A 12,585-nucleotide genomic window follows, 5' to 3' on the forward strand; every position below is an offset into this window, starting at 1 on the left:
TCCATGGCCAAGCAGCCGCAGGTTCTGCTCGGTGGCCAGTGGCGCGCCGCCGACGCGCCCACCGGCTCGTTCCACGCGGAAGATCCCACGCGTGGTGAAGCCATCGGGCCGGCGTTTCCCGTCAGCGGCGCGGACGACGTGGAGGCGGCGCTCGCCGCCGCCACGGCGGTCGCCGGTGAACTGGCCGCCGTGCCGCCCGAGCGCATCGCCGATTTCCTCGAGCGCTACGCGGCGGCGATCGACGCCGATGCCGAAACGCTCGTGTCTCTGGCCGCCGCGGAAACGGCCCTTCCCGCCGAGCCGCGACTGCGCTCGGTCGAACTCCCGCGTGCCAGCGGACAGCTGCGTCAGGCGGCACGCGCGGTGCGTGAACACAGCTGGAGCGATCCGGTCATCGACACGGCCAGTGGTCTGCGAGCGCATCGCGCACCGCTGGGCAAGCCGGTACTGGTGTTCGGACCGAACAATTTTCCGTTCGCCTTCAACGCGATCGCGGGCAGCGACTTCGCCTCGGCCATCGCGGCACGCAATCCCGTGATTGCCAAGGCGCACCCGTCGCACCCGGCGACCTCGCAACGGCTCGCCGAGCTGGCGCACGAGGCGGTCCTGGCCTCGGGCCTGCCGGCCGCATCGGTGCAGATGCTGTATCACTTCGATAACGCGATCGGCGCGGCCCTCGCTTCCGACGCGCGGCTGGGTGCGATCGGTTTCACCGGCAGCCGCGCCGGTGGCCTCGCGCTGAAGTCCGCCGCCGATGGCGCGGGTGTCCCCATCTACGCCGAGATGTCCAGCGTCAACCCGGTGTTCCTGCTGCCGGGTGCGCTTGCGGAGGATGCCGAAGCACTCGCCACGGCCTTCTTCACGTCCTGCACGATGGGCAGCGGCCAGTTCTGCACCAACCCCGGCATCGTCATCGTGCCCACCGGTGAGGATGGCGATGCGTTCGTCGCCAGCGCCACGGCGCAGTTCGCCGCGGCGACGCCCCGCGTCCTGTTTTCGCGCGGTGTGCAGGAGGGCCTGATGCGCGCCGTTGGCGCGTTGAAGAAAGCGGGCGCCACCGTGCTCGCCGGCGGCGCCACCGGCGACGAAGCGGGTTACCGTTTCCAGCCGACCCTGCTCAGCGTCGATGCCGCGGCCTTCGTCGCCGATAAAGGTGCTTTGCAGACGGAGGCTTTCGGTCCGGTCAGTCTGCTCGTACGTGCCGACGGCGATGACGACTTCGCCGCCATCGCGCGAGCCTTCGAGGGCAACCTCACCGGAACGATGTACCGCGCGACGGATGGCAGCGACGATGCGTCGTGGCAATCCATCGCCCGGCATCTGCGCGAGCGCGTCGGTCGCCTCATCGCCAATCGCATGCCGACCGGCGTGGCGGTCAGCCCCGCCATGAATCACGGTGGCCCGTTCCCCTCGACGAGCAACGCCGGCTTCACCGCCGTGGGCATGCCGTCGGCGATTCACCGCTTCACGGCGCTGCACAGCTACGACAACGTGCCCGATGCCCTGCTTCCGCCGGAACTGCGCGACCGCAATCCTGGCGGCGTGCAGCGACGCATCGACGGCCGCTGGACCGATGCGGACGTGGGTAACGCCGCATGAGCACGCAGATCGGACACCTGACCCCGGAGCAGGCCCGCGAGGCCTGCACACCGTGGACGCAACTTGCGCCACGCATCGGCCGGGACGAGTACCTTGCTCGCCTGGAGCGCGCGCAATGCCTGCTCGATGCCGCTGGTGCAGGTGCGCTGCTGGTCACGGCCGGCACGTCGCTGCGTTATTTCACCGGGATCCCCTGGGGGGCCACCGAGCGGCTCGTCGCGATGCTGCTTCCGCGACGGGGCGAGCCGGTATTGATCTGCCCCGCGTTCGAGGAAGGTTCGCTGCGCGCCGAACTGGCCCATCCGATGACGATGGCGTTCTGGGAAGAGCACGAGGACCCCTGCGCGCTGGTCGCCGCTTGCATGGCCTCACGCGGCGCGAGTACGCTGGCCCTGGACCCCGCGGCGCCGTTCAACGTGTTCACGGGGCTCGCGCGCACACTGGGGAACCGCGATATCGTCGATGCGACACCGGTGATCGACGGGTGCCGGGCACGCAAGTCGGCGACGGAACTCGCCCTGATGAAGCAAGCCTGCGCGATGACGCTGAAAGTGCAGGCGCTCGCCGCCGGCATGCTGCACGAGGGCATCGCGGCCGGTGACGTGAAGCGCTTTATCGACGGCGCCCATCGCGCGCTGGGCGCGGACAACGGTTCCACGTTCTGCATCGTGCAGTTCGGTGTGGCCACGTCGTATCCCCATGGCGTGCCGGGCGAGCAGTACCTCGAGAAAGACCAGGTCGTCCTGATCGACACGGGTTGCAGCGTGGCCGGCTACCAGTCGGACATCACACGTACCTACGTCTTCGGCACACCGGACGCCGAGCAGTCGCGCATCTGGAACCTGGAACGCGCGGCACAACAGGCGGCTTTCGACGCAGTGCGCCCCGGCGTGCCTTGTGCGGACATCGACGCCGCCGCGCGACGTGTGATCGAGGCCGGCGGTCTGGGGCCGGACTATCGCCTGCCGGGTCTGCCGCATCGTACGGGCCACGGCTGCGGAATGGCCATCCACGAGGCGCCGTACCTCGTCCGTGGCAACACGGCACCTCTCGCACCGGGGAACTGCTGCAGCGACGAACCCATGATCGTCGTTCCCGGCCGGTTCGGCATCCGCCTCGAGGACCATTTCTGCGTCACCGACGACGGTGGCGCATGGTTCACTGCGCCGTCGCCTTCGATCGAGCAACCGTTTGCCTGATTGTGCACAATGCCGCATCGTCACCGGGCAATGTCTTCTAGCCGCCCGGTGACGCTCGCGCGAGCATCGGGTGATACGTTCCAGAGGGGAATCGCATGACCCGTTTTCCAGCCGTCCGCGGCCTCGTTCTCGCGTGCCTGCTGGCCGCGCCATACGCCTCCGCTCAAGCGGCCGACGCGCCTGCCAGGGCCTTCGACGCGCTCGTCGCCGAGCGCTGGGAATACCAGCTGAAGGAAAGTCCGGAACTCGCCACGACCATCGGCGATTACCGCTATAACGACCGCTGGACCGATTATTCGCTGGCTCACGTCGCTGTCGACGGCAAGGCCACCGCCGATTTCCTGCGCCGGTTCGAAGCCGTGGACGTGTCCCAGCTCGACGAGCAGCGCCGCCTCAGTCAGGCCATGGCCGTGCGCGAGCTGAAAGACCGCCTCGAAGCCATCCGCCTCAAGAATCACGAGATGGTGCTGGATCAGATCGGTGGCGTGCAGCTTCAGCTTCCCGGCTTCGTTCCGACCATCCCGTTCGACAGCACACGCCACTATGAGGACTACCTCGCCCGCCTCAGGGCGATCCCAGGCATCGTCGACCAGCTGATCGCCGCATCGCGAGCAGGCATGGCCGATGGGCTCATGCAGCCGCGTTACCTGCTCGAAAAGGTCGCCGTGCAGGCGCGGCAGATCGCCGATCCGGCGGGCGAAGCCAACGTCTTCGGCCAGCCGGCCGCGCATATCCCGGACAGCGTGCCAGCGAAAGACAAGGCGCGGCTGAAACAGGCGATCCTCGCCACTGTGGACAACGAGGTGCGCCCCGCGTATCGCAGACTGGCGGACTTCGTCGCCAACGACTACGCCCCGCACGGCCGTACGCAGGAAGGGATCTGGTCCCTGCCCGACGGTGACGCAAGGTATCGCTATGCCATCCACACACAGACCACCACCGACCTCGACCCGAAGCGCATCCATCAGATCGGTCTGGATGAGGTAAAGCGGATCGAAGGCGAGATGACCGCCATCGCGAAACAGCTCGGCTACGCCGACCTGCCCGCCTTCCGCGCCGCCGTCGCAAAGGACCCGAAACGCTACGCCACCTCGCGCGAGCAGATTCTCGACGGCTACCGCAAGTACATTGCCGGTATGCAGCCCGGACTGCCGAAACTCTTCGGCCATCTGCCGACCACGGCCCTGTACGTGCAGGCCGTGGAGGCCTACCGCGAGAAAGACGCCGCCGGCGCCGAATACCATCAGGGTACGCCCGACGGCAAGCGTCCCGGCGTGGTCTTCGTCAACACGGGCGACTTCGCCCAGCGCACGCTCTACACCATCGAAGACACCGCGTATCACGAAGGCGTACCGGGCCATCATCTGCAGATCTCGATTGCGCAGAGCCTGCCGCTACCGCCGTTCCGTCAGCAGGCCGGGTACAACGCGTACATCGAAGGATGGGCACTTTATGCGGAGCGCCTCGCCAAAGAGGCCGGCTTCTACAAAGACCCGTACAACGACTACGGGCGTCTGAGCGGCGATCTGCTGCGCGCCGACCGTCTCGTGCTCGACAGCGGCGTGCATGCGCTGCACTGGACGCGCAAGCAGATGATCGACTTCTTCCACGCCCATCCGGCCGAGGACGAGCCGAGCATGCAGGCCGAGACCGACCGTTACATCGCGTGGCCGGGCCAGGCGCTCGGTTACAAGCTCGGCCAGCTCAAGTTCCTGGAGCTTCGTCAGCGGGCCGAGAAGGCCCTCGGCACCGCCTTCGACATCCGCGCCTTCCACGATGAAATGCTCTCGGGCGGCGCCATGCCGCTGGAACTGCTGGATGCGCGCACCGATGCATGGATCGCCGCACAGAAGGCCGCAAAGCCCACCTCGCACTGATCGGAGAGCCTCATGGCCTGTCCATCCGCCCGTCTTGCCTGCCTGCTCGGCATCGTCACTTTCGCCGCCCCTGTGCTCGCCGACGACGCGACTCAACGGTTCCATGAGATAGCCAGCCGCGAGTACGCGTGGCGCCAGGCCCAGTTCGCCGGCGCGGATGACGAAGACGGTCCGGCCAGACCGGCCGACCGCCTTCCCAAAGTCGACGCCGCCACCCAAGCCGCACGCGAGGCCTACTGGACGAAGGTCGTGGAACAGCTCCAGGCGATCGATCCCGCGCAGCTGAAAGGCGAAGACCCGGTCAACTACGCGGTCTTCCGCCAGCAGGTCGACGTCCTGCTGGCCGACCAGCGCTTCAGGACGTGGCAGATGCCGTTCAACGCGGACTCGGCGTTCTGGAGCAACCTCGGCTTCAGCGCGCGCGCCACGTTCACCGACGCGGATGCGTACCGGAACTATCTCGGGCGCCTGCGCGATGTACCGCGGTATTTCGACGAGCAGATCGCGGATATGCGGCTGGGCCTGGCCCGTGGCTTCAGCCAGCCGAAGCTCGTGGTGAGCAGTCAGTACGACGGCATACGCACGGTGGCGGACGAGGAAGGCGAGGCCAATCTCTTTTACACGCCATTCCTGAAAATGCCGGCGACGATTCCCGCCGCCGAGCAGGCACGTCTGCGCGACGAAGCGAAGAAGACGATCGCGGCGCAGGTCCGCCCGGCTTACGCGAAGCTGCTGGCCTTCATGAAGAATGAGTATTACCCGAAGGCGCGCGACGGTCTCGCCGCCGAGGACCTGCCTGACGGCAAGGCGTTTTACCGTTCGCAGATCCTCGAGTACACCACGCTGGACCGAAGTCCCGACGATATCCACGCGCTGGGGCTCAAGGAAATGGCGGACATCCACGGCCAGATGCTTGCGGTGATGAAAGAGGTCGACTTCAAGGGAAGTTTTCCCGACTTCCTGCAATTTCTGCGCACGGACCCGCGCTTTTACGCGAAGACGCCCGACGAACTACTGAAGGATGCCGCGTGGATCGCCAAGGAAGTGGACGCCGTGGTCGGCGATTACATCGGGCTGCTGCCGCGCCGCCGCTTTGCGATCAAACCCGTGCCCGACGATCTCGCACCGATCTACACGGGTGGCCGCGGCGGGCCGGGCATCTATCTGGTCAACACGTATAACCTGCCCGCTCGCCCGCTTTACTCCCTGCCCGCGCTGACCCTGCACGAATCCTCACCGGGGCACGCCTTGCAGATGCCTCTCGCCGCCGAGACCACCGGCCTGCCCGACTACCGCCGTTTCAGCTACATCTCGGCATACGGCGAGGGCTGGGCGCTTTATTGCGAATATCTCGGTCAGGAGATGGGCATCTATCACACGCCGTACGAGCGCTTCGGTTATCTCAGCTATCAGGCGTGGCGCGCCGCCCGTCTGGTCGTCGACACCGGCATCCATCATCTGCACTGGACGCGTGAGCAGGCACGCCAGTACCTGCGCGACAACACCGCGCTGGCGGAGCACGAGATCGACACCGAGGTGGATCGCTACATAGCCTGGCCAGCGCAGGCGCTTTCGTACTACCTCGGCGAGATGGCGATCCGTGACGGACGCGAGCGTGCGACGAAGGCGCTGGGCGAACACTTCGACATCCGCGCGTTCCACGACACGGTGCTGTCCACCGGTTCCGTGCCGCTGCCGGTGCTGAACCAGCGTATCGACGCGTTTATCGCGGGCGGCGGCAAATCACCGTATGCCGAGGGTGCGCACTGACATGAGCGATACACCCCGCGACGCACAAGGCCATTTTCAGAAGCGACTGACACTGGTCGATCTCACCTTCATCGGACTGGGCGCGATCTTCGGCTCGGGCTGGCTCTTCGCGGCGGGGCATGTGGCCGCACTGGCGGGACCCGCCGGTATCCTTTCCTGGCTGATCGGGGGAGCCGCCGTCCTGCTGCTCGGTCTGGTCTACTGCGAACTCGGTGCGGCACTGCCGCGAGCCGGCGGTGCGGTGCGTTACCCGGAGTACTCGCACGGCGCGCTGCTCGGCTCCCTGATGGGTTTCATCACCCTGATCGCGTTTTCCAGCCTGATCGCCATCGAGACCGTCGCATGCCGGCAGTACGCCGCCGCGTGGCTTCCCGCGCTGAACGTGCCCGGCAGCACCCATGCGAGCGTCCTCGGCTGGTTCGTGCAGCTGGCCCTGTTGCTGCTCTTCTTCGCGCTGAACTACTACAGCGTGAAGACCTTCGCAAAAGCCAACAACATCATCAGCGTCTTCAAGTTCGTGGTACCCGTGCTGGTCATCGTGATGCTGCTGACCCACTTTCATCCGGGCAACCTGAGCATTCACGGCCTCATGCCGAACGGGCTGTCCGGTGTCGAAGCCGCCGTGTCGGCGGGCGGCATCATCTTCGCCTACCTCGGCCTGACGCCGATCGTGTCCGTGGCCAGCGAGGTGCGCGAGCCGCAACGGACGATTCCGATCGCGTTGATCCTGTCGGTGCTGCTGTCGACAGTGATCTACGTGCTGCTGCAGCTGGCCTTCCTCGGTGGCATCCCGACCGACCTCCTGTCGGGAGGCTGGAGCGGTATGGACAAGGCGTTCGCCCTTCCCTATCACGACATCGCGCTCGCGCTCGGTTTCGGCTGGCTGGCGACGCTGGTGGTCTGCGACGCGGTGATTTCGCCCAGCGGCACCGGCAACATCTACATGAACGCCACACCGCGCATCGTCTACGGCTGGGCGCGCAGTGGCGGCTTTCTGCCCTCGCTTACGCGGATCGACCTCAAGTCGGGCATTCCGCGTCCTGCGCTATGGCTTACGCTGGCCCTGTCCATCTTCTGGACGTTGCCCTTTCCGTCGTGGGAGGCGCTGATCCAGGTGGTGTCCGCCGCGCTGGTGCTCAGTTATGCCGTGGCCCCCGTCACGGTCGCCGCGCTTCGCCGGAGCGCGCCTGAGCTCGACCGGCCATTTCGTGTCCGCGGTTTCGCGGTGATCGGACCGGTGTCGTTCGCGGTGGCCGGCTTGATCGTCTACTGGTCCGGCTGGGACACGGTGTCGTGGTTGCTCGGACTGCAGGTCGCCGCGTTCGTTGTCTATGTCGTGGTGAAACGCGCCGTGGGCGCGGCGCGTGACGTGCTCGCACAGCAGGTGCGTTCGGCGCTTTGGCTGATCGGGTTCTATCTCGTGATCATGCTGGTGTCGGCGTTCGGGACCTTCGGCGGAAACGGCGTCGTGGCGCATCCGTGGGATTCCGTCACGGTGTTTGTCGCGTCGCTGGGCATTTATTACTGGGGCGCAGCGACAGGGTTACCTGCGTCCGCGCTGGCTTTGGATGATGACGATGATTGATAGCGAACGAGCGGCGATGGGTCGGCGGGAATTCATGCGGACTCTCGCTGCGGCGAGTGCCGCGGTGGGGGTGGGATCGGTTTCGGCGGAAGGGTGGTTGCGGGGCGATCTGGGTTCGCCAGCAGGGCTGGCTCCTACAACAGCGGATACGTCGGCTTCGACGAATCCTCAACCCGCTCATGCAGGAGCCAGCCCTGCTGGCCATGCTCCCCGCGTCCCGCTCGATGAGGTCCCTCGCAAAGGCTTCGCCCACCTGGGCGGTTTCTCGATCGACAATCAGGCCTGGCACGTCGAAGAGGACCTTACCCATCCCGATGGTGCGCTCATAATCACCGACGGCAAACAAGCGGTCGTTCTGCACAAGCGCACCGAGGCCACCTGGGACGAAGCATCGAAGCCCTATCTCGGCCTCGCGCTTGCCGACATCGCGGTCGCCGGCCCGGATCTGCTCGCCGACCGCCTGCTGGCCTCCGGCCAGCCCGACGAAGCAAAAGTACGCCTCGCCGCCCCACCCCCGGCGTCGGTACTGGACCCCGAAAACTACTACGGCCGTCTCCCGTGGACGACCTTCGTCGGCACGCGGCAGTGCCTGGATACGATGCCGGTCTACACCTCCGGCAGCACGCGCGGGTACCACGCCGATCAGGTCTTCGCCGATCTGCATGACCCGAAGAAGGTCGCCCGTCGCCGCGAGGGGCTCCTCGGCGGCTGGCTCCCCGCGGTACACAAGGTCGTACCGCTCGATCAGCATCGCTGGTACGACGTGATCGTCTTCGCCGATGTCGATGCCAGCGATCGTTTCGTCGTACAGACCTGGCACCGTACCGCGCTGGTCGAGCGCGGCGCGATCACGAAAGTCGTCTACGGGCACAGCTACCCGGCTTACCCGCCCCGGCGCGAACCGCCCGGAGCGGAGGCGTTCTACGCTGCCCTGCTGCGCTTTCACGACCGCTGGCATGCCGAGCTGGCCGACGCGTCCCAGGCCGAGATCCCCGCACCGGGCTGGGCCGACATGGCGCGCTTCGCCTTCGCGCGCGAACTGGTGGTGCGACCGGAAGGCACCTACCCCAAATACGGCGCCGTCGATCGCGACTACTACGGCAACGAATACGACGGCTTCCAGGACACCTTCACCAGTTCGCTTTACGCCAATCTCGAATGGGGCCGATTCGCCCAGGCCACCGCGGTGTTCGATGGCTACTTCAGCGACTTCGTCCAGGACGACGGCATGATCAACATGCGCGGCGCCGAGACGGCGCAGTTCGGGCTGACCCTGTCGCTGATCGCACGTTACGTGGCCTACACCGGCGACGTCGCGCTGTGCCGCAAACATCGACACAAGATCGAAGCGACCGCGGCCATCCTCATCGAACTGCATGACGCATCCCTGCAGCTCGCCGCGAGCGCACCCGGCTACGGCCTGATCCATGGATGGAACGAGTCGGACGCCTGCCTGTTCCCCGATCCTTCGCTCTGGTGGAAACCCTACTTAGCCAACAGCGCCCTCGCCGCGCGCGGTCTCGCGGACATCGCGGCCATCTGGCAGCGCATCGCACCCGACGACGCGGCGAACGCGTCGTTGTGGACCCGGCGAGCCGATACGCTTCGCCAACGTGTGACCGAAAGCGTCCGCGTCAGCGTACGCCACGACCTCAAGCCTCCCTACGTCGGGCCGCTGCCGGGCGTCACCCGGACGTTCCGCGAAGCGCTGGCCGAAGAGCACCCCAGCGAACAGCAATGGCCGCATCGCGCTTATGCGGAACTGCTGCAGGCGGATGTCCTGCCCGACGATCTCGCCCATCTCGTGATCGACGCGATGCGAGGCCATGGTGCGACCAGTCTCGGCGTGGTCGCGAACATCGGCCCGGTCGATCCGAAAAGTCGCGACATCCTCGGCTTCATTTCCTATGGCTACGCGCAACAGCTGCTGCGCCTTGGCCGGGTGGACGAATATCTGCTGTTCCTCTACGCGCATCGTTATCACGCGCACACGCCGGGCAGCTGGACCGCCGGTGAGGTCACCGATATCACCGGAGGCATGCCGCTGTTCTGCATACCCGCCCAGATGACGATTCCGTTGCTGCTGCGCTGGGCCTTCGTGTTCGACGACAGCGCGGGCGACGTCCTGTTGCTCGGTCGTGCGCTTCCCTCGGCGTGGCTGGTGGAGGAGAAGCCGCTGTCGATCGCCGATGCGCCGACGCGCTGGGGACGTTGCGGCCTGGCGATCCGGCGAGAAAAGCATGGCCTGACGGCGTCGGTCACGCTCCCCGCCAGCGGCACGCCGCGCGAGATCTGGCTCACGCTGCGCGCACCCGAAGGACGCACCGCCGGCAACGCGCACGTCGACGGCAAAGCGGTGGCGGCCGCCGATCGTCGTGGCGACGAGATTCGCCTGCGAGGGCGTGCCGGGCAGCGTCTCGTGGTCACACTTCAGTTCTCATGACACCGGTGTGCGGGATTCCGCATCGACGCACCGCAAATGACACAAGACGGTCCGTCCATGTGACGGCACGATGAAACAGCGCATCGGGGGGTGCGTTCCATAAGCATCGGGGGTGGCATGCAGGGTTCCGACAAACGCAGGCGGTTTCTGAAGACGGGGGCACTGGCCTTCGCAAGCGCCCTCGCCGTACCCCGCGTGCGCGCCTTCGACACCGCCGACCCGGCCAGCGTCGCCGCCAGCGCGGCACGCGAAAAGCCGGTATGCCGGATGCAACCCTTCGCCCTGAATCAGGTCCGTTTACTCGACAGCGACTTCAGCCGTGCCGCGGCGATCAACCTCGAGTATCTGCATAGTCTGCCGGTCGACCGGCTCGCGCACAGTTTCCGTGTGCAGGCGGGCCAGCCATCCTCGGCCAGACCGTTCGGCGGCTGGGAAAAACCCGACTGCGAACTGCGCGGCCACTTTACCGGTGGCCACTACCTCTCCGCCGCGGCGCTGGCCTGGGCCGCGCAGGGCGACGCCACGATGAAGGCGCGCGGCGACGAACTGGTCGCCATCCTGGCCAGCTGCCAGCGCCCGAACGGGTACCTCAGCGCCTTCCCCGAATCGTTCTTCGATCGCCTCAGCGCCGGCGAAAAGGTATGGGCGCCGTTCTACACCCTCCATAAGATCCAGGCCGGCATGCTCGACATGTACCGGCTGGCCGGCAACAAGCAGGCGCTCGCCGTGGCCACCGGCATCGGCAACTGGACCGTGCGCTGGCTCAACGGTTTTTCCGACGCCGACATGGCGCACATTCTGAAAACCGAATACGGCGGCATGAACGAGTCGATGGTGGATCTCTACGCCATCACCGGAAACAGCCGCTATCTCGATGCCGCGCACCGCTTCGACCAGGCCTCTCTGTTCGAACCGCTCGCCTCGCATCGCGACGAGCTCAAGGGACTGCACAGCAACACGCAGATCCCCAAGATCATCGGAGCGGCGCGTCGTTACGAACTGACCGGTGAACCACGCTACCGTCGTATCGCCGAGTTCTTCTGGGAGACCGTCACGCAGAACCGCACCTACGCGACAGGCGGATCCAGCAACGACGAGTTCTGGAACACCGGTCCGGGTGACCTCAGGGGCCAGCTGGGACTGTATGCCGCCGAGTGCTGTGTCGCGTACAACCTGCTCAAGCTGACGCGCCACGTCTACGCCTGGAACGGCGACCCGCGCGCCTTCGACTACTACGAGCGCAACCTGTACAACGCGCGCCTGGGCACGCAGGACGCGCAGGGCATGAAGCTCTACTACTACTCGCTGCGCCCCGGCGGCGCCAAGTTCTACAACTCCCCCACCGACTCGTTCTGGTGTTGTACGGGAAGCGGTGCCGAGGAGTTCGCGCGCTTCAACGACGCGATCTACTTCCGCGACGACGATGCGCTGCACGTCAACCTGTTCATCGCGTCCGAACTCGAGTGGCCGGAGATGGGTCTCACGCTCCGCCAGGAGACCGATTTTCCGCGAGAAGCCGCCACGCGCCTCCGCTTCACGCTGACGCAGCCCCGCGAGATCGCGCTGAACCTTCGCATCCCTTCGTGGATCGCGCCCGGGGCGCGCGTCGAAGTGAACGGCGAAGCCCTCGACACCTTCGCCTCGCCCGGCAGCTACCTCACCATCAAGCGTACCTGGCAGTCCGGCGATCGTGTGTCGCTGACGCTGCCCATGACCCTGCGCAGTGTGCCGCTGCCGGGTGACGATCATCTGCAGGCCATCACATACGGGCCGATCGTGCTCGCCGCGCGCCTCGGCGCGAAAGGCCTCACGCACGACCAGCAATACGGCCGCTACGACGCGGGCCCCTCACCCGAGCCGAAGCCGCAACCCGCTCCGCAGATCGCGCCGGACGAGGCTGACCCGCTCGCATGGCTTGCCCCCGGGGACAAGCCGCTGACCTACCGCGCCACCACACGCCACGGCGTGGTCGATGTCGCACCGCTCAACACGATCCAGGGTGAACGCTACGCCGTGTACTGGCAGACCGAAGGGTCCGCCACCGACGCTGGCTGAACCGGGGGAACGGCCACACGCCGTTCGACGAGGAAACGCACCGGGCCCGGTGAGACG

General features: G+C 66.5%; 7 protein-coding genes. All 7 read left to right on the plus strand.

Features of this window, described 5'->3' with window-relative positions; translation table 11 throughout:
• The first annotated feature begins 3 nt into the window (after positions 1 to 3).
• The 7 genes from BLT40_RS05770 to BLT40_RS05800 all read left to right on the plus strand — a co-directional run bounded on the left by BLT40_RS05770 (position 4) and on the right by BLT40_RS05800 (position 12,528).
• On the plus strand, positions 4 to 1,599 hold the full coding sequence (locus BLT40_RS05770; RefSeq protein ID WP_090352140.1) for an aldehyde dehydrogenase family protein: 1,596 nt from the start codon (positions 4 to 6) through the stop codon (positions 1,597 to 1,599).
• Positions 1,596 to 2,798: a M24 family metallopeptidase gene (locus BLT40_RS05775; RefSeq protein WP_090352143.1), complete on the plus strand. Its 1,203-nt coding sequence runs from the start codon at positions 1,596 to 1,598 to the stop codon at positions 2,796 to 2,798. Before BLT40_RS05770 ends, BLT40_RS05775 begins: the two co-directional genes overlap by 4 nt.
• A 95-nt stretch (positions 2,799 to 2,893) precedes the next feature.
• Positions 2,894 to 4,675, plus strand: a complete 1,782-nt coding sequence (locus BLT40_RS05780; RefSeq protein ID WP_090352154.1) for a DUF885 domain-containing protein — start codon at positions 2,894 to 2,896, stop codon at positions 4,673 to 4,675.
• A 12-nt stretch (positions 4,676 to 4,687) separates the two neighbouring features.
• Complete coding sequence (locus tag BLT40_RS05785) at positions 4,688 to 6,445, plus strand: DUF885 domain-containing protein (RefSeq protein WP_090352156.1); 1,758 nt, start codon at positions 4,688 to 4,690, stop codon at positions 6,443 to 6,445.
• 1 nt (position 6,446) lies between these two features.
• Positions 6,447 to 8,030, plus strand: a complete 1,584-nt coding sequence (locus BLT40_RS05790) for an APC family permease (protein WP_090352161.1) — start codon at positions 6,447 to 6,449, stop codon at positions 8,028 to 8,030.
• 16 nt (positions 8,031 to 8,046) lie between these two features.
• Positions 8,047 to 10,473 (plus strand): Tat pathway signal protein, encoded by a 2,427-nt coding sequence (locus tag BLT40_RS05795; protein WP_090352164.1) that lies wholly within the window; start codon positions 8,047 to 8,049, stop codon positions 10,471 to 10,473.
• A gap of 117 nt (positions 10,474 to 10,590) precedes the next feature.
• Complete coding sequence (locus tag BLT40_RS05800) at positions 10,591 to 12,528, plus strand: glycoside hydrolase family 127 protein (RefSeq protein ID WP_090352167.1); 1,938 nt, start codon at positions 10,591 to 10,593, stop codon at positions 12,526 to 12,528.
• Positions 12,529 to 12,585: the final 57 nt, after the last annotated feature.

This window comes from Dyella sp. 333MFSha, from assembly GCF_900102405.1.
In the GTDB taxonomy this organism is placed as follows: Bacteria; Pseudomonadota; Gammaproteobacteria; order Xanthomonadales; family Rhodanobacteraceae; genus Luteibacter; species Luteibacter mycovicinus.